This window comes from Microbacterium sp. Gd 4-13, assembly GCF_003095395.1.
Taxonomy (GTDB): domain Bacteria; phylum Actinomycetota; class Actinomycetes; order Actinomycetales; family Microbacteriaceae; genus Microbacterium.
Genome location: NZ_QEIJ01000013.1, coordinates 18,462 through 35,602, shown reverse-complemented (window position 1 = coordinate 35,602; position 17,141 = coordinate 18,462). Strand labels below are relative to the sequence as shown.

Annotated in this window: 16 protein-coding genes; 2 read left to right on the top strand and 14 right to left on the bottom strand. The window is 67.4% G+C overall.

The features are described from left to right. Positions 1-13 precede the first annotated feature (13 nt). From DEA06_RS15985 to DEA06_RS15950, 8 genes are all read right to left on the bottom strand, one after another. A complete protein-coding gene (locus DEA06_RS15985) occupies positions 14-676 on the bottom strand; it encodes an SDR family oxidoreductase (protein ID WP_165818064.1) in 663 nt (220 codons plus the stop codon). Next, positions 673-1,455: an aldolase/citrate lyase family protein gene (locus tag DEA06_RS15980; RefSeq protein WP_165818063.1), complete on the bottom strand. Its 783-nt coding sequence runs from the start codon at positions 1,453-1,455 to the stop codon at positions 673-675. The genes DEA06_RS15985 and DEA06_RS15980 overlap by 4 nt, the downstream gene beginning before the upstream one ends. Next, the gene (locus DEA06_RS15975; RefSeq protein WP_116649008.1) at positions 1,452-2,540 is read right to left on the bottom strand and encodes an ABC transporter substrate-binding protein; all 1,089 of its coding nucleotides are present in this window, start codon (positions 2,538-2,540) and stop codon (positions 1,452-1,454) included. Before DEA06_RS15975 ends, DEA06_RS15980 begins: the two co-directional genes overlap by 4 nt. Further along, positions 2,537-3,289, bottom strand: coding sequence for an ABC transporter permease (locus DEA06_RS15970; protein ID WP_165818062.1), 753 nt, complete (start codon positions 3,287-3,289; stop codon positions 2,537-2,539). Before DEA06_RS15970 ends, DEA06_RS15975 begins: the two co-directional genes overlap by 4 nt. An 86-nt stretch (positions 3,290-3,375) precedes the next feature. After that, positions 3,376-4,170: an ABC transporter ATP-binding protein gene (locus tag DEA06_RS15965; protein WP_165818061.1), complete on the bottom strand. Its 795-nt coding sequence runs from the start codon at positions 4,168-4,170 to the stop codon at positions 3,376-3,378. Next, positions 4,170-5,105, bottom strand: coding sequence for a polysaccharide deacetylase family protein (locus DEA06_RS15960; protein WP_116649005.1), 936 nt, complete (start codon positions 5,103-5,105; stop codon positions 4,170-4,172). The genes DEA06_RS15965 and DEA06_RS15960 overlap by 1 nt, the downstream gene beginning before the upstream one ends. Positions 5,106-5,142: 37 nt before the next feature. Next, the gene (locus tag DEA06_RS15955; RefSeq protein ID WP_116649004.1) at positions 5,143-6,174 is read right to left on the bottom strand and encodes an alcohol dehydrogenase catalytic domain-containing protein; all 1,032 of its coding nucleotides are present in this window, start codon (positions 6,172-6,174) and stop codon (positions 5,143-5,145) included. Next, on the bottom strand, positions 6,174-7,139 hold the full coding sequence (locus DEA06_RS15950; RefSeq protein ID WP_116649003.1) for an asparaginase: 966 nt from the start codon (positions 7,137-7,139) through the stop codon (positions 6,174-6,176). Before DEA06_RS15950 ends, DEA06_RS15955 begins: the two co-directional genes overlap by 1 nt. Positions 7,140-7,264: 125 nt before the next feature. On the opposite strand from DEA06_RS15950, the gene DEA06_RS15945 reads away from it, so the two are divergent. Beyond that, entirely contained in the window at positions 7,265-8,608 is a 1,344-nt protein-coding gene (locus DEA06_RS15945; protein WP_116649002.1) for an MmgE/PrpD family protein, read from the top strand. Next, complete coding sequence (locus DEA06_RS15940; RefSeq protein WP_116649001.1) at positions 8,605-8,943, top strand: chorismate mutase; 339 nt, start codon at positions 8,605-8,607, stop codon at positions 8,941-8,943. Before DEA06_RS15945 ends, DEA06_RS15940 begins: the two co-directional genes overlap by 4 nt. Before the next feature lie 49 nt (positions 8,944-8,992). Here DEA06_RS15940 and DEA06_RS15935 read toward each other — a convergent pair whose 3' ends face one another. From DEA06_RS15935 to DEA06_RS15910, 6 genes are all read right to left on the bottom strand, one after another. Beyond that, positions 8,993-11,227 (bottom strand): TIM-barrel domain-containing protein, encoded by a 2,235-nt coding sequence (locus DEA06_RS15935; RefSeq protein WP_116649000.1) that lies wholly within the window; start codon positions 11,225-11,227, stop codon positions 8,993-8,995. Next, the gene (locus tag DEA06_RS15930) at positions 11,224-12,348 is read right to left on the bottom strand and encodes a glycoside hydrolase family 15 protein (RefSeq protein WP_116648999.1); all 1,125 of its coding nucleotides are present in this window, start codon (positions 12,346-12,348) and stop codon (positions 11,224-11,226) included. Before DEA06_RS15930 ends, DEA06_RS15935 begins: the two co-directional genes overlap by 4 nt. Positions 12,349-12,662: 314 nt before the next feature. Beyond that, the gene (locus DEA06_RS15925; protein ID WP_116648998.1) at positions 12,663-13,910 is read right to left on the bottom strand and encodes a sugar ABC transporter substrate-binding protein; all 1,248 of its coding nucleotides are present in this window, start codon (positions 13,908-13,910) and stop codon (positions 12,663-12,665) included. A gap of 41 nt (positions 13,911-13,951) precedes the next feature. Next, the gene (locus tag DEA06_RS15920) at positions 13,952-14,767 is read right to left on the bottom strand and encodes a carbohydrate ABC transporter permease (RefSeq protein WP_116648997.1); all 816 of its coding nucleotides are present in this window, start codon (positions 14,765-14,767) and stop codon (positions 13,952-13,954) included. Then, positions 14,760-15,707 (bottom strand): sugar ABC transporter permease, encoded by a 948-nt coding sequence (locus DEA06_RS15915; protein ID WP_116648996.1) that lies wholly within the window; start codon positions 15,705-15,707, stop codon positions 14,760-14,762. Before DEA06_RS15915 ends, DEA06_RS15920 begins: the two co-directional genes overlap by 8 nt. Further along, on the bottom strand, positions 15,704-16,948 hold the full coding sequence (locus DEA06_RS15910; RefSeq protein ID WP_205781312.1) for an ROK family transcriptional regulator: 1,245 nt from the start codon (positions 16,946-16,948) through the stop codon (positions 15,704-15,706). The genes DEA06_RS15915 and DEA06_RS15910 overlap by 4 nt, the downstream gene beginning before the upstream one ends. Positions 16,949-17,141 lie beyond the last annotated feature (193 nt).

The following is a 17,141-nucleotide window of genomic DNA, read 5'->3' as shown; positions in this document are numbered from 1 at the left end:
ATCGTCCGAACGCTCAGTTGAGATGACTGCCCCCATTCACGTCGAATGTCGTTCCTGTGACCGAGGCGCAGACATCCGACAGCAGAAACAGAATCATGTCAGCAATCTCCTCAGGCTCGGCGACGCGCGCATACGGCATTTTGGCCAGAATCCGCGCGCGCTGTTCGTCGTCGAGGCGGTCGTGGATGCGTGTGCGAACGGGACCCGGCGCGATCCCGTTCACGCGTATGTTTCGTGGCCCCCACTCCACTGCGAGGTGCCGCATGAGGCCGAGCACTCCGGCTTTCGCCGCCGCATAGGCGACTCCGGACATAGTGGTGCCCCCATCGCGGGCGTTGAGACTGCTCATGAGGACGACCGATCCCCCACCGGCTGCAGCCATGCGTGGAACGACCTCATGCATTACGGAGTAGGCGCTCGTGAGATTGGCGCGAATGACCCGCTCCCACTCCTCGAGACCGACTTCGTCGATACCACCCCTGCCCACCGCGCCGGCGATGTGGGCGACCCGCGTAGGGGTGGGGATGTCGTCAAGGAATGTCCTCACGGCAACCGGGTCGGCCGCATCCACGCCGTTCTCGAGGTCAAGGCTGAAAACCTGCTCTCCCGCGCCTCGCGCCCTTTCGACGATGGCCGCCCCGATTCCGTTTGCCCCACCGGTGACCAATAACGTCATGTCGTCACGCTCCGAATTGCTTCGATACCGCTCCGGTAGACATCGCTGAGGATCATCTCCGGCTGCGAGTAGGCAACGAATTTGACGCCCTTGGCGATCCATGTCCGCGCCTCCTCCGGCGAGTACGCGAGGACTCCGGGTACCACGCCAGCTGCAAGGGCCCGCTCGACGACAAGCTCGGATGCGGCCATGACCTCGGGATGCCACGGCGCGTACCCCAACCCCATGTCGAGCGAGAGGTCGGCTCGGCCGAGCATGACAACATCTATGCCCGACGCGAGGATGTCGTCGAGGGCGTCCATTCCGCGCTTGGTCTCGACCAGGGCGACGGTGATGACGTTCTCCGCCGCCCAATCGAGGTACTCGCTGAAACCTCCTCTCGCCGTGCCGTGCCCGGCGGCGCGTGTCGCCGAGCAGACGGTGCGCCTTCCGCGCGGTGGGTAATAAGAGGCGTTTACGAAAGCGCGTGCGTCTTCGCCCGACTCCACCGTGGGCATCACGATCCCGCCAGCACCCGTGTCGAGCGCCCAGAGGATCTGCTTGGGGTCTGCACTGCGAAGACGGATCAGTGGCGTGAGGTTCGCGGCTTGCGAACCTCTCACCATGCCGAGGACCGTTTGTTCGTCGGCAGCCGCGTGTTCGGTGTCGATGATCAGAAAGTCGTAGCCGCAGCGGCCCAGGATCTCTCCGATCGCGGCGTCCTGGAGAAGGGTGAGGCTGCCAAGGGCCACCTCGCCCGCCTTCAGGGCGGCAACAACCTTGTTCGTCGAGCCGATCACGGCACGTCCAGGGGCGTCACGTCGCTGCAGCTGCGGGTGTCCTCGACCTCGCCGACGATTTCGAGTGCGGCGTTGACGATCGAGTCGTTGTACCACTGATCAACCTCGGGAAGCGCATCGACGATGCCGTTCTCGACGAGCCACGCCCCGTCCTCGTCCATCGCGGTCTCCGTGTCGACGGCACCGTTCGGATTCATGTAAGGCCACTGATCGGTGCCGTAGAGCGCGTCGAGGGTCTCGACCGGGACGCTCGTGCCTTCGGCGATGATCTGGACAACCTCGTCGCGGTTTGCGGGATCGAGGTAGTAGCGCACGCCCTCCAGCCACCCGGCCATCCATCGTGCTGCGACCTCAGGACGCTCGTCGATGAACTTCTGCGACATCGTGATTAGACCCTGCTGTTCGTCCGGAACAATTTCGTACGTCGCGAGCAGTCGCTTCGCCGTGCCATCGGCGAGCACACCGTATCCGATGGGCTGCGCCAGGAAGCCGGCGTCGACGGCCCCCGTCTTGAGAGCGTTGGCGATGTCGGGGTATCCGAGGGTGGTGAGCGCCCCGAGGTCGTCGATCGTCATGCCTTCTTCCTCAAGCGCGCGGCTCAACCAGTACTCGGTCGAGGAGCCACGCGCGAGAATAGCGACGTTCTTGCCCGCCAGGTCAGCGACAGAGTCCACACCGTTGTCGTACTCTTCCGTCCGAACGACGAGGAGACTGTCTGCCGTGCACTTGTACTGGTTGCGGTCGGCGACGGCACTCAGGTTGAGGTTCTGATTGATCGCGTTGAAGAACGCCCCACCGAGGCCGGGAATGTTGACGTCGAGGTTGCCCTGGCTCTGGAGAGCCATCTGGGCGTAGATGTCCGCGTCGGTGTAGGTATTCTCAATACCCTGTTCGGCGAAGAACCCCTTTTCCTGCGCCACGAACATCGGGCCCATCGCGACGATGTTGAGCGAGTTGACCCTGACCTGCTCGGTCGTACCCGATGCGGCGGAGTCTGCCGAGGGTTCAGCGCTGCTGCTGCAAGCCGCCGTTCCGAAGAGCAGACCAGCCGTCGCGACGACAGCGAGGATTTTCTTGTTTTTCACGAGGTGCCTTCCGTCCAGTTGAAGTAGCGGCGCTGAATCCGCAGCGTCACGGTTGTGAGGGTGAATCCCATAGCGGTAATGACGGCGAGCGTCGCGTACATGTTGGTGATCTGGTAGACCTGCCAGTACTGCCAGGTGAGGGAGCCGATTCCGTCCGATCCGGCCAGGAACTCGCCTGCGATCACGCCGAGAAGCGCAAGCCCGGCCGAGAGCCGGACTCCGGCGAAGATCGACGGGAGCGCCCCGGGCAGGATGACTTTCCACAGGAGCTGCCTCTGAGACGCGCCCATGTTCCGACCCATCTGCGTGAGCCTGACGTCATTTTGAAGTACCCCCGCCATCGAGTTGACCGCGGTGGGGAAGAACGAGATGATCCCCGCGAGCACGATGATGGGCGTGCTTCCCGTTCCAAAGATGACCAGCAGAAGGGGAAGAAGCGCAACGGCCGGGATCGGATAGAGGATCGAGATGATCGGGTCGATCACCACGCGCGCCCACGGCAGCAGCCCCATCGCCAATCCGACGATCACTGCGGGGATAACACCCAACGCAAAGCCTGACAAGACACGCTGCACGGTGATCCATAGATTGGGCAGCAACTCGCCGTCGACGATCAGGTCGACGAGCGCGGCGAAGGAGTCGAGAGGCGCAGGGAAGAAGATTCGGTCGATTACCCCGATGGTGGAACCGAGCTGCCAGAGCAGAAGGATCACCACGACGGGTACGAGGCTGCCCCAGGGGCTCGCCATCGCCCGGAAAGCTCGGCTCGGTCCGCGCTGCGCACGTTTGTTGGGCCCGTACTCGACGGTGGTCGGCTTCGAGTCAGACGTAAGCGTCATGAGTTGGCACCTTCGACTTCTGCCCATTCGGCGGCCCGGGTCGCATCGCGCAGACGCTCCCAGAGATGTTGCTTCAGCTCTCCGAACTCGGGGGTCTGGGCGATGTCGGCGGTGCGCGGACGGGCGAACGGAACCTTGAGATCTTCGACCACCTTGGTCGGCCGGCCGCTCAGCACCAGGACACGGTCGGCGAGGAGGAGAGCTTCCTCGATGCCGTGCGTGATGAAGATGACGGTCTTGCGGTGGTTCTCCCAGACGGTCAGAAGCTCCTCTTGGAGAAGCGTGCGCGTCTGCGCGTCCACTGCGGCGAACGGTTCGTCCATCAGCAGGACCTCGGGATCGCTCGCCAGGGCGCGGGCGATGCCCGCACGCTGGCGCATGCCACCCGAAAGCTGCTTGGGTTGCGCATTCGCGAACGCGCCAATACCCATGGTCTCGAGATAGCCCTGGGCGATGGCTTTCCGTTCCTGTTTTCCCACTCCGCGCACTTCGAGACCGAACGCGACGTTGTCGATGATCGACCGCCAGGGGATGAGCGCGTAGTCCTGCCAGACGATCGATGTCATCTCGCCGGTCGCCGTGCGATCGCCCGAGAATCGGATGGTCCCCGCATCAGGCGGAAGGAGGCCGCCGAGCATCCCGAGCAATGTGGACTTTCCGCATCCACTCGGCCCGATGATGCAGACGAACTCGCCCTGCTCGATCGACGCGGTGAGACCGCCGACCACGTGCAGGGGGGCCCCTGCCGAGTCGACGTAGGACTTGCTGATCCCGTCTATTTCGACGCGCATCAGGAACCACCTCCAAGTGTGGGTGTATCGGCATAGTGGGCGGTCCACCATTCGGCGATGTCACGACGCCGGGCGAACCAGACGGCGCCGGTCGACTGGCACCACTCGATGAGTTCCGCGAGAGCCGACGTGCGCCCCGCTTGCCCGACCAGACGTGCGTGCAGCCCGATCGAGATCATTCGCGGGTGTGTCGCGCCCTCCTGAATGAGGTAGCTGATGCCCCTGCGGCAGTTCTCGAAGAAGTCGCCGGGCTCGCTGTAACCCGGGTTGAAGGCGAAACGCCCGTCGTTGTACGTATGCGTGTACGGCACGACCAGGTGACGTTTCTCTTTCACCGTCATCCAGTACGGAAGATCGTCGTTGTAAGCGTCCGAGTCGTACATGAACCCGCCGTGCTCGATCAGCAGCTCCCGGGTATTCACGGAAGGCGCGTAGCGGGAGTACCAGCCGACGGGTGTTTCGCCGGTGGTCTCCGCGATGATCTCGACCGCCCGCGCGAGGTCTGCTCGCTCTTGCTCGCGCGTCATCGAGGTTGGCTCCGTCCACCGCAGCCCGTGACCGCAGACTTCGTGGCCGGAGGGGACGATTGCCTTCGCCAGTTCCGGGTTTCGCTGCAGTGCCTGTGCGGCGGCGTAGAACGTGACCGGCGTCTGGGTGCGATCGAACAGCCGCATGAGCCGCCAGATCCCCGCTCGACTGCCGTACTCGTAGACGGATTCCTGCGAGAGATCGCGGGCCGTCTGATCTTCAGGCACATAGCTGATCTCGCCGACCCACTCGTTGCGGTCGTCGCCGTCCAGGATGCTTCGTTCCGCACCCTCCTCGTAGTTCATGCACAAGCTGACAGCGACGCGCGCTCCCCCAGGCCATTCGATCTGAGGTGCGTCCGAGCCGTAGCCGATGAAATCTCGTGTGGGTCCGCCGATGGCGTTCATTCGCTTCCTTCCTCTTTCGTCGTGTCGACTCGCGCAGTCAGGGCCGCAGGACGACTTTTCCGGTGATAGTTCGGGTGTCGATGAGTTCGTGGGCGGCCCTTGTCTCGGCGAGCGGGAGCACTTCCGCGACGTGCGCTTGGATCGATCCGCGCGCGGCCATCTCCAACGCGATCGCGACGTCGTCAGGACGCTGACTTCTGACCCCGAGCACGCGGAGCTCGCGGCGGAAAACGTCGATCAGGTCGAGAGGGGGGAACTCCCCACCGTGACCGCCTGCAACGACGAGTCGCCCGCGATCCGCGAGCGCCTTCACGCTGCCGACGAAGTTCGCGCCTCCGACGTGGTCGATGATGACCTCCGCCCCGCGTCCGTTCGTGATCTCACGCACGCGGTCCGGCCACCCGGCATCCGTCGTGAGCACCACCTCTTCCGCGCCGCACATCTTGACGAAGTCGGCCTTCGCCGGGTCGCGGACCAGTGCGATGGGTCGGGCGCCGGCGAGCGCGGCAACCTGGAGACAGGCATGACCGAGGCCGCCGCTGGCACCCGCGACCACGACCCATTCGCCCGACACCACATGGGCGGTGTGGTGCAGGGCGCGCCACGCCGTACCGAAGCCGATGGGGAGTGCGGCGATCTCAACCGGATCGAGGTCGGGTGCGGCCACGAGACCGCGCGTGGGAGCGAGCATGACCTCGGCGTTTCCACCCCACGCGTGGATGCCGGGCATCCACCCGTTGAGACAGATGTTGGCCGATCCGGTGAGACAGTGACGGCACGATCCGCACGGCACGTGCGGGAGGACGACCACTCGGTCGCCCGGACGCCACGACGAACTCTCGTCGCCGACCTTGATCACTTCGCCGACGACCTCTCGCCCGAGCACGTGGGGCAGCCGGATCGGCATCCTGGACACCCCCGCACGAATCTCGAGATCGAGGTGGTTGACCGAAACCGCGAGAACGCGGACGAGGGTCTGACCTGCTTCGGGCTCGCTGATATCGACTGGCTCGACCTCGAGCACCTCCGGTCCTCCGAACTCCCGGAAGACGACCGCCTCGACGCGCATCAGCGCGGCCCCATCCACATGCGGCGCAGCAACTCTTCTACCGACGCAGAGGAGTCGGTCGACACATGACCGAGCGCAAGGGAGAGAGCCACTCGAGCCCTCGACGCGGTGAGGTCGCCGCCAAAGATGGCGCCGGCTTCGCGGAGGTCGGCGCCGCCGCCCACGCCGTACGCGGGCCGCACGACGCCGGCGCCGGTGCGCGAGGTGATGACGACCGCGACGCCTGCCGCGACGGCGCGCGCGACGGCAGCGACGAATGCCCCGCCCGCGTTGCCCCGCCCCATGGCTTCCAGCACGATGCCGCCGGCTCCGCCCGCCACGGATGCATCGACGTGGTCGGCATTCGACCCGGCGCCGATCTTCACGATGTCGACGCGCGGCATCGACGGGGATTCGACCGCCTCGAAGATCGCGCCACGGCAGGGCTTGGACAGGTTGATGACCTCGTCGTCGTCAATGATCGCGAGGGCGCCAGCAACTCCCCCCGAGAACGCATCGATCGCCGAACTATGGATCTTCCGCGCCTCGGCACCCGCGATCGCGACTCCGCCCATCACCACGGCGACCGGCACGCCCTCACGGACGGCGGCGAACGCATCGCTGAGGTTGCGCATCGCGTCGGTATCCACCTCCCCTGCTGGGCGCTGCGCACCCGTCAGCGCGACCCTCGCGTCGATCGGCAGCAGCATGGCCGCAAGGAACGCCATCTCCTCGAGAGTGTCGGTGCCGTGAGTGACGACGACCCCTTCGCAACCGGCGGAGAGAAGGTCACGGACCCGCTGTACGACTCGCACCATCGCGGGCAACGTCGTTGCGAAGCTGGCGACGGGTTCCAGGTCGACGATCTCTACCCGCACAGCGCTGCCGAGACGAACCCCCTCCAGGAGTTCGGCACCAAGGACGACCGGCACCAACGCACCGCGCTCGTCGCTGCGCGATGCAATGGTTCCGCCCGTTGCCACCATTCCGACTCTCAACACTGCCTCCGCGCAATCGTTATTCTCGTGAGATCATTAGAGTGAAAGAACGTTTGTGCAGTCAAGCTTTCAGCCCCAAGTTTTCATGCTCGTAACAAAGCAGGAGGCACCAGATGGAGATGGATCCCCGCGAGGACGTGGTTGCCGGATGGCGCTGGCGACTGCGTGATCGCCTGTCGCGCCTCCAGCTCACAGAGCCCTTGCGCCGCCGCGGGGCGTCTATCGTTGCCGACGACTTCGCGGCGATGATCGCGGGTCTGGAGTCAGATCCAGCGCGCAACCTCGGTCAGACGCGACGATCCCTTGCCGGGGAAGCGTCCCTGGTCGCAGGGGGACGCGCGGGACGCGAGCAGGCCGCTCAGCAGAATGCAGTCCTCTGCGGCTGGAACGAGCTCGACGAGGGATACCGGCGGGCGGGGTGCCACGGCGGGCTCTACACGGTGCCGGCCGCGATGGCCGAGTGCGAAGCAGAAGACCGATCCCTCGCAGACCTGCTGACGGCGGTCATCGCGGGATACGAAGTGGCCGCGACGGTCGCGCGTCACCTCGCTCCCGAGCAGGCGCGCGCCGTGCACCCGCATTCCCAACTCGCGCCGATTGGTGCCGCGGCGACGATCGCCTGGCTGCGTACCTCCGATTCAGACGCCGTGCTCAGCGCCGCTGAGATCGCCGCTGCCACCTCACCTCGGGGGTCATACAGGCTGGCGCGAGAAGGTGTTCTGGCACGAAACCTCTGGGCTGGCGCCGGCGCGTCGCTCGGATTTCTGGCGGCCGACGCCGCGGGGGTTGGCATACGCGCCGACGCCCGCGAGTTGCACGACATGACCGTCGACCTCGAGGAAGACGACCCCGGCTGGGCCGTCGAAGACGGCTATCACAAAGAGTTCGCGGCCTGTCAGTACGCGCACTCGGCTATCGAGGCCGCGAAGCTTCTCGCCGAGACGTTCGACACCTCCCGCGCACGGAAGGTCGCCGTCGAGGCGCATCCCCTCGCTATGACTCTGCGAGAGTCGGCCCCGACCACCGATCTGGGCGGCAAGTTCTCCGTCCCGCATCTTGTGGCGGCAGTGCTCGTGACTGGGCGCACAGGGGCGGATGTGTTTGGAGAGCGCTTCCTCCACGATTCGGCGGTCGTACGGCTACGCGAGAACGTGGAGATGAAGCCGTTCCTCCCTCTTCCTCCATATCCGCTCGACCGCCCCGCGCGAGTCGCGGTCACTCTCGATGACGGATCCACCCATAGTGCAGAATGCCTGAGCGCACGCGGGGGCCCCGACAACCCGCTCAGCGAGAGCCAGTTGTTCGACAAGATCGAGGCGATCACGCAGCACCGTGCGCCGCTCTTCGCGCCCACAGCACGTCAGCTCATCGCCGGCACCATTCCCGTCGAGACACCCTGGAGACAACTGATGAATCAAATGATGTCCCCCTGCCGCCACTCGGAGGTCGGACGATGAGCGAAGCCGCCCGAGAAGAGCTCGGTGCGATCCGAAGAAGCATCGACAATATCGACGGGGGTCTGATCTACCTGCTCGCTGAGAGATTCCGACTCACGACCAAGGTGGGCATTCTCAAGTCACTGCACAACATGCCGGCGAGCGACCCTGAGCGCGAGGCCCGCATCGTCGAACGCCTGCGGGCGCTCGCCCTCGACGCCGACCTTGATCCGGCATTCGCCGAGGCTTGGTTCTCGTTCATCGTCGAGGAGGTCATTCGACATCACCAGCATGCGGCCTCCACCGTCGCCATCGACGATTGGCTTCCTGCTCCACAGGCGTCGCCTGAGGAATGAGTGACCCCACGCGCCCTCAGGAAGGGAGGCGCCAAGCCCCCCAGCGCACCTACGCGAACAGCTCGCGCATCCCCTCCCAGTGCTCCGACGCCACGAACACCGGCACGCTCGCGCGCTCCGCGACCTCGACGTCGACCACCCGGCCGCCGTCAAAGCGCTCCCCGCTGCGGGCCTCGATCCATTCGCCCGCGGGCAGGTACACCGGCCACGAGACGGCGCCCGGCTCGAGCACGGGCGCGACGAGCAGCGCGTCGCCCAGCATCCACTGCACTGGCTTGTCCCACACGCGCTCGTCGAGCGGGTGGTCGAAGTACAGCGGACGCATGAGAGGAACGGATGCGGCGACCGCCCGCTCGGCGGAGGCCACGAGGTAGGGAACGAGCCGCTCTCGCAGCTCGACGAGCGCCCGCACCTCGTCGATCACGGCGGGGTCGTCGAAGCGCTCGGCGATGTTCCACGGCGTGCGGTCGTTCGAGGGCAGCCGGTGGTGGTTGAACTCGGAGTGGTACTGCATGATCGGCACGAACACGCTCGCCGCCATCGCGCGCACGTACAGCTCGGGATCGGGGATCGGTCCCGAGAAACCCGCGATGTCCCACCCCCAGTACACGATCCCGCACGAGCTCGCCGAGAGCCCGGCGAGCATCGACCACCGGAAGGCGTCCCACGTCGAGTTCTCGTCGCCGGCCCAGAACGCACCGTGCGCGCCCGAGCCGGTGAAGCCGGCGCGGCTGAACGTCACCGGCGCCTTCCCCGCCGAGGCGAGCAGCTTGCCGTAGGCGGCCGCGTACGCCACGGGGAAGCGGTTGTTCGACTCGGCGCCGGTCGACCCGTCGAGGTAGACGAGGTCTTCTCCCCATGCGTGCTCGCCGCCGTCGGTCTTGAACCCGTCGATGCCCACTTCCTCGACGAGGTAGCGACGCTTCTCGGTCCACCACTCGGCCGCGCGCTCGTCGGTCAGATCGGGCATGAGCGACAGCGGAAACCACCAGCCGCGGTTGCGGTACGGTCGCAGCTCGCCGCCCGGGGCGGTCTCGCGGATGAGCACCCCGGCTTCGATCGCCGCGCGCGCGTCGGCCGCGGCCTGTCCGGTCGGATGCGGGCGCAGTTTCATCAGCGGAATCTGCCACAGGTGCACGCGAACGTCGTGCGCGTGCAGGTCGTCGACCATCCCCTTCGGGTCGGGCCAGGCGCCCTCAGCGGGGAAGGTGAAGTCGCCCAACCGCATCGGGGCGCCGTCTTCACGCACGGTGTACTCCGCGTCGCGGAAGATGGTGAACGTCTTCTCGTCGCTCCAGGCCTCGATCACGACGTTGCGCACGGGAATGCGGTGCTCCCGGTGCAGCGCCATCTGCCGCTCGACCTCGGCCTGCGTGTTCCACTCGTTGCCGCTCGCCCACAGCCCGAAGACCCAGTCGGGCAGGGCCTCGGGGCGCCCGGTCTCGGCGACGAACGCCTCGAGCACCGCGGCCGGCGGGCCGGCGTAGAGCCCGAGGCTCAGGATGCCGCGCTCCCCCGGCGCACCGTCGACCTCGGCCTCCACGGCCAGCCGGTCATCGCGCGAGCGCCCGACGTCGAACCACACGCGTCGCGATGTGCGCACGTGGAATCCCCATCCCTCGCCGCCGATGACGTGCGCGAACGGCATGGGAAGGTAGGTGCGCCGGTGCTCGCCCTGGCTCTTGTACTGCTCGAACACGACCGAGTCGAGCGTCTCGCCGCGGTGGTCGAGCGCGTCGTAGCGTTCGCCGAAACCGGTGACGTGCTCGCCGGGCTGCAGGGGCAGAGAGAAGCGGATGCGGTGGATCCGCTCGCCGTCGTCGAGCACGGCGACACTCGCCGGGTCGACCTCGACCACCGAGCCGTCGACCTCCAGCTCGTCGTTCGACGCGGGGCGCCACCCCGCCGCGCGGGTGCGGAACCACCGGGTCGCCTGCGGACGGTCGGCCGTGAGCGCGACGAGTCGGTACTCGATCGCGCTGCCCGCGGCGGGCGTGTCGAGCACGACCTCCCAGCCGCCGGCTGATCGGGCCGTGCGCGCCTGCGCCGAGGCGAGGTGCCCCCCGTCGACGGCCTGCCCGCGCGACGATCGCGCGACGCGGTCGAGCGGCACCTCCTGCACGGCGCCCCCGTCGATGCGCAGCTCGAGGGTGACGGCCTCCACGTCGGCAGAGGTGCGGGCGCCGATCCGCAGCGGTTCACCGGCGACCGGCTGCACCGGCGAGCGCTGCTCGGTGTCGTCTGAGTAGGGGTGCCCCGAACCCGACGGGCGGTGCCGGATCACGCGGCCACCTCCTCGCGGTTCGCGCCGAGCTCGGCGGCGAGGCGCAGCACCATCGCGTGACTCCACAGCAGCGGATTCGCGACCGGCCCCCACCGGTCGATCCACTCCTGCTGGTGTGCGGGAGACAGGAGGTGCCCCGCGACCTGTTCGGGGAGGGTCCCCTCGTCGGTCGCGGTCGAGGCCGCCCAGTCGAGCAGCCGCTGCGCCGACTCGCGGTCACCCGATGCGGCGTAGGCGAGCCCGAGGAAGCACGACAGCAGCGGCCACCGACCGCCGCCGTAGAAGGTGTCGGCGAGGAAGCGGTGCACTCCCCCGTCGACCTCGAGATCTGCCGAGACCGCCCGCAGCGTCGCGACACCCAGCTCGGAGTGCGCGTCGATCACGCCGAGCGGCGCGATGAGGGCGCTGAGGCTGGCGTCGACGGCCGCCGATCCGAACCACTTGACCAGGTGGCCATCGACCACGCCCGACTGCTCGATACGGGCACGCACCCGCTCGGCGCCCTCGCGAGCGCGCAGCGCCCGGTCGCCCGAGACGAGCCCCGAGTCGGCCGCCGCGGCAAGGCCCGCGGCGATGCATCCGAGTGTCGAGACGTGCACCTCTTCACTGTGCTCTTCCCACCAGTCGAAGCAGGGGCGCTGCCACGAGCTCAGCAGGTAGTCGACGGTCAGTGCGGCCGCGGCCGACCAGCGGCACACGTCGACGCCGTGCCGCGATGCGTGCTCTGCGGCAGCCCACAGCCACGTGCCGTATCCGTCGAGCTGGAAGTCCCACCAGTCGTCCTCGCCGAGCGCCCCGTCGAAGGTGAAGCGGGCCGGCAGCATCCGATCGTCGGGCAGCGGAGCACCCGCGGCAACAGCCGCTACGATCTCGCCGATGCGCGAGCCGTGACGCTCGACGACCATCGCGCACCAGTCGAAGAAGGCCGACGCCGACGCGACCTCACCGGCGGCCGATGCGCCGTCGGCGATGAACGCGCCGTCGCGCAGCCAGCAGTACCCCCGGTAGGCCGAGAACGTCGGCGACGCCGGGTAGGCGCCGTTCGGCTGCTGCAGCGTCGTGATGACGGCGCGAGAACGGTCGAGAAGCGCGTCGAGGTCGACGCGAGGGGTGGTGGTCATGTGTCGTTCCTGTGTGAAGCGGATGCGGAAAGAGAAGCCAGTCGCTGAGCCGAGAAGCCGGTCGCCGAGCCTGTCGAAGCGCCCGTCGCTGACCCGAGGAGCCGGTCGCTGAGCCTGTCGAAGCGCCAGTCGCCGAGCCGAGAAGCCGGTCGCTGAGCCTGTCGAAGCGCCAGTCGCTCAGCCGAGAAGCCGGTCGCTGAGCCTGTCGAAGCGCCCGTCGCTGAGCCGAGAAGCCGGTCGCTGAGCCTGTCGAAGCGCCCCCCGTGGGCCTCGGACCATTCGACAAGCTCAGGGACCGAGACCCACGCGACGCGTCAGCCGAGCAGCGGCGTGACGCGCTCTTCGGCGTCGGCCAGCGCCTGCTCGACGGTCTTGCGACCGGCTGCCGCTTCGGTCAGCTCCTCGGTGACGATGTCCTGCATCTCGGCCTGGCCTTCCCCGATCGACGGAGCGAGAGCGACCTCGTCGAGCGAGTCGAACACGGCCTGGCGGTTCGTCGGCGGCGTCTTCTCGAGGTACGGCGCGAGGGCCGCCTGGTCAGCGATGGGCGGAAGCTCCCAGCCGGCGTCGAGCCGCACGTCGACGGTCGTCTGCGAGCTCGTGAGGAACTCGGCGAAGGCGGTGGCCGCCTCGACGTTCTTCGAGCCCGCCGAGATCGCGACGCCGTTGGAGAACAGGGCGCTCGCGTGCTGGGTGTCTCCGGGCTCGACGGCGACGTCCCAGGTGAAGGCGGTGTCGGCGAGGGTGCCGAACATCCAGATGCCGGTGTGCCACATGCCGAGCTTGCCGTCGGTGAACAGCGTGCTGTCGAAGTCGGGCGTGCCCGCTCCCTGCTCGGCCGTCGGCATCGTCGTGCCGCTCTTGCCGATGAGCCACTGCGCGGCGGCAACGCCCTCGGGCGAGTTGAACTCGACCGAAGAACCGTCTGCGCTCAGGAACTCGCCGCCGGCCTGAGCCACGGTCTTGTAGAACTCGTTGTAGCTGATCGGCTGGTAGTCGCCCCAGACGCCGGCCGCAGCATCCGTCAGCTTCTCGGCGGCGGCCTGCTCGTCTTCCCACGTCCACTCCGACGTCGGGTATTCGATGCCGGCGGCGTCGAAGAGGTCGGCGTTGTAGAACAGCACGACGTTCGAGAACGAGCTCGGCAGCGCATACTGCGTGCCGTCGGTCGCGTACGCGTCGGCGAGGGTCGACTGGTAGACGCTGGTGTCGACGCCTTCGATCGGCGCGAGCACACCGCTCTGCTGGTACGCGGCGTAGTTGGCGAACTCGATGTCGAAGACGTCTGACACCGTGCCGCCGGCGAGGTCGGTCTGCAGCGCCGTGAAGTAGTCGGCGTAGGGCAGCGTCGTGACCTCGACGGTGACGTTGTCGTTCTCGGCCTCGAAGGCGTCGACGATCTTCTGCAGGTTCTCTTCGTTGCCTCCGTTCGAGGTGAAGTTCGTATAAGTGATGGTGACGGGTCCGTCACCGGCGGGCGTGCCGCCGCCGGCGCATCCGGCGAGGGCGAGACCGGCGACGGCGACGATGCCGACTCCGACCAGGCGAGCTGTGTGAGCCATGGGGTATCTCCTTCGATGGTGAGGTGCGGGTGAGGTGCGGGTCATTTGATGCCGCTCGAGGCGACGCCCTGAATGACGAAGCGCTGAGCGAACAGATAGATGGCGAGCATGGGCAGGATGCTGACGACCGAGCCCGCCATCATCACGTCCCACTGGGTGGTGTATTGGCCTTGCAGGCCGGCGAGCGCGAGCGGCAGGGTCTGCAGTTCGCTCGATCGGAGGATGATGAGCGGCCAGAGAAAGCTGTTCCAGCTGTTCATGAACGCGAACACCGCGAGCGTCGCGATCGACGGGCCGACGAGGGGCAGCACCACGGTGCCGAAGATGCGGAAGTGCCCGGCGCCGTCGAGGGTGGCCGCTTCGTCGAGTTCGCGCGGCACGGCGTTCATCGCCTGGCGCAGCAGGAACACCCCGAACGCGCTGGCAACGCTCGGCAGCAGCACGCCCAGGTAGGTGTCGACGAGGCCGAGGTCGCGCATCTGCACGAACAGCGGCACGATCAGCACCTGAATCGGGATCATCATCGTCGCCAGGTACAGCGCGAAGACGACGCCGCGCCCGCGGAAGGGCAGACGGCTGAACGCGTAGGCCGCGAGCGCGCTCGTGACGATCTGCAGCAGCGCGGTGACCACCGCGAGCCCGAGCGAGTTGGCGATGATGCGGGCGAACGGCAGCTCGGCGAACAGCGTCTGGTAGGCCGAGAACGAGGGGTTCTCGGGAATGAGCTGCGGCGTCGCGTCGAGGCCCGCTCCGGGCGAAAGCGATGTCGTCAACGTCCACAGGAACGGGAAGAACATGATGAGCGCCCCGATGATGAGCACGCCGGTGAGCGCGATGCGCTGCGTCTTCTCACGCATAGGTGACCCACCTCTTCTGGCCGATGATCTGCACCACGGTCACTCCGAGCACGAGCACGAAGAGCATCCACGACAGGGCGGATGCTTCGCCCGCGGCGCCGTAGCGGAAGGTCAGGTCGAAGATCTGCTGCACGACGACGGTGCTCGCCCCCGCGGGTCCGCCTCCGGTCATCGCGTACACCTGGTCGAAGACCTGGAACCCGTTGATGAGCGAGATGACGACGACGAAGAACGTCGACGGCGAGAGGAGTGGGAGGGTGACGTTGAACAACCGCCGCCACGCGCCGGCCCCGTCGACCTTCGCCGCCTCGTACATCTCCTGCGGGATCGCCTGCAGACCCGCGAGCAGGATGATCATGACGAAGCCGAGGTCTTTCCACGCCGAGGCGATGATGATCGACGGCATGGCCCACGCGGGGTCGGTCCACCACCCCGGTCCTTCGATGCCGAAGACGGCGAGCGTGGCGTTGACGATGCCGACCGAGGGGTTGAGCAACCACCGCCAGACGAGGGCGACGACGATCCAGCTCGTGACGACGGGCAGGAAGTAGACGCCACGCAGGATGTTGCGGCCCTTGATGCGCGCGTTGAGTGCGAGGGCGAGAGCGAGCCCGCCGACGTAGACCAGCGGCAGGTACCCGGCGAGGTAGTAGAAGGTGTTGAAGAACGCCCGCTGGGTCGTGGGGTCTTGCGCGAGCGAGACGTAGTTGTCGAAGCCGACCCATTGCATCGGCGCGAGCAGGTTCCACTTGTGAAAGCTCGTCCACAGGGCCCCGAACATCGGGTAGATCGTGAAGAAGGCGAGCGGCAGCGCGCTCGGCAGCAGGAACACGAGCACCGTGAGCGCGTAGCGCCCCTTCTTGCGGCGGCGGCGCACGGGAGGGCTCTCGATCGCCTCGCGGCCCTCGGTGGCAGGGACCGGCCGGTAGGTCAGCGTCATTCCTTCGCCGCCTCGGAGTCATTCGCCGCGGTGTCGGGCGCGGCCGTGCGTGAGACAGCCAGGCGCTCGCGCACGAGGCGCCCCTGCTCCCCCGACTGCCCCTGCGCGTCGAACGGAGTGGAAAGCACGAGCGATGCCGCGCCCTGCGCCCACCGGTCGTCTTGCCAGGTCTCGACAGCGACGGGCACGGCCCGGTTGCGGGGAATGAGGCCCGCACGGAAGGCGGGTTCGAACCCGAACGACCAGTGGCTCCAGGCCTCCACACCCTCACCCAGCACGATCACGATCTCGGGATCGACTAGGTTGACCACCCCGGCGAGTACGCGCCCGAGCAGGTGACCCGCGCGAGAGAAGAGCTTCTGAGATGCTTCGTCACCCGCGTCGGCGAGACCGCGCAGCACGGCGATGCCGGCGTCTGCCGAGATGAGGCCGCGCTCACGCGCCTGAGCGACGAGCGCGCTCTGCCCGATGAGAGCTTCGAGGCAGCCGTGGCCACCGCACTGGCAGAGGGGCCCGTCCTCCTCGACGGGGGTGTGCCCGATCTCGCCCGCGCCGCCGCTGCGACCGCGCAGCACGCGGCTGTCGCTGAGCAGGCCCGCGCCGACTCCGGTTCCGATCGTGATGACCAGCACGTTCTCGTGCCCCCGGGCCTGGCCGTGCAGAGCCTCGGCGATCGCCAGCGCATTGACGTTGTTCTCCACGAGCACGGGCAGGTCGAGTTCTCGCCGCAGCGCCTCGCCGAGGGGAACCCGCAGCCAGCCCAGCTGGGTGGAGTCGACGGTGCCGACGGCCTGCTCGTCGACGTTGCCGGGCACCCCCACCCCGATGCCGAGCAGGGGCGCCTCGCCGCCACCGGCGATAAAGCCCCGCAGCATCTCGCCGAGACGAGTGACGGCGGTGCCTGCGGCGGCGTCGAAGGGCTCGGTCGCCGAGCGCACGACCGCGCCGTCGATGCCGACCTCGACCGCTGTGATGTGATCGGCGACGATCTTCACCCCGATGGCGCGCCCGGCGTCGGCGACGAGCCCGAGCAGCCGTGCGGGGCGTCCGCCCTGCGAGGGGCTGTGCTCGAGCTCGACGAGCAGGCCGTCGGCGATGAGCTGCCGGGTGTGCTGCGTGATGAGCGCGGGCGAGACGCCGAGCTCGCGGGCGAGGTCGGCGCGAGACGTCGGACCGCTCGCCCCGATGTGAGCGAGAACGGCCGAACGCATGACGTCAGCGCGTGCAGTGGACTGGGCCAAGGGAACCCCTTTGTTCAGGACTGAATTAAGGGTACGGGCGTCATCTGGGTGGCGTCAACTGTTAAAACTAATTTCCGGGCCATCTACCTACAGACATGAAGAAAGTTGCGGCCATCTCGAGCCGACTATGTCGCTCGACAGGCCCGCGCGATCGAGTGATCCTCCGACCCGCGCATCACTGTCGTCTGCACTA

Excerpts from the sequence above, each read along its gene's own strand:
- DEA06_RS15985 (WP_165818064.1), bottom strand. The coding sequence starts at position 676 with ATGACGTTATTGGTCACCGGTGGGGCAAACGGAATCGGGGCGGCCATC.
- DEA06_RS15970 (WP_165818062.1), bottom strand. The coding sequence starts at position 3,289 with ATGGCGAGCCCCTGGGGCAGCCTCGTACCCGTCGTGGTGATCCTTCTG.
- DEA06_RS15965 (WP_165818061.1), bottom strand. The coding sequence starts at position 4,170 with ATGCGCGTCGAAATAGACGGGATCAGCAAGTCCTACGTCGACTCGGCA.
- DEA06_RS15960 (WP_116649005.1), bottom strand. The coding sequence starts at position 5,105 with ATGAACGCCATCGGCGGACCCACACGAGATTTCATCGGCTACGGCTCG.
- DEA06_RS15955 (WP_116649004.1), bottom strand. The coding sequence starts at position 6,174 with ATGCGCGTCGAGGCGGTCGTCTTCCGGGAGTTCGGAGGACCGGAGGTG.
- DEA06_RS15950 (WP_116649003.1), bottom strand. The coding sequence starts at position 7,139 with ATGGTGGCAACGGGCGGAACCATTGCATCGCGCAGCGACGAGCGCGGT.
- DEA06_RS15945 (WP_116649002.1), top strand. The coding sequence starts at position 7,265 with ATGGAGATGGATCCCCGCGAGGACGTGGTTGCCGGATGGCGCTGGCGA.
- DEA06_RS15940 (WP_116649001.1), top strand. The coding sequence starts at position 8,605 with ATGAGCGAAGCCGCCCGAGAAGAGCTCGGTGCGATCCGAAGAAGCATC.
- DEA06_RS15930 (WP_116648999.1), bottom strand. The coding sequence starts at position 12,348 with ATGACCACCACCCCTCGCGTCGACCTCGACGCGCTTCTCGACCGTTCT.
- DEA06_RS15925 (WP_116648998.1), bottom strand. The coding sequence starts at position 13,910 with ATGGCTCACACAGCTCGCCTGGTCGGAGTCGGCATCGTCGCCGTCGCC.
- DEA06_RS15920 (WP_116648997.1), bottom strand. The coding sequence starts at position 14,767 with ATGCGTGAGAAGACGCAGCGCATCGCGCTCACCGGCGTGCTCATCATC.
- DEA06_RS15915 (WP_116648996.1), bottom strand. The coding sequence starts at position 15,707 with ATGACGCTGACCTACCGGCCGGTCCCTGCCACCGAGGGCCGCGAGGCG.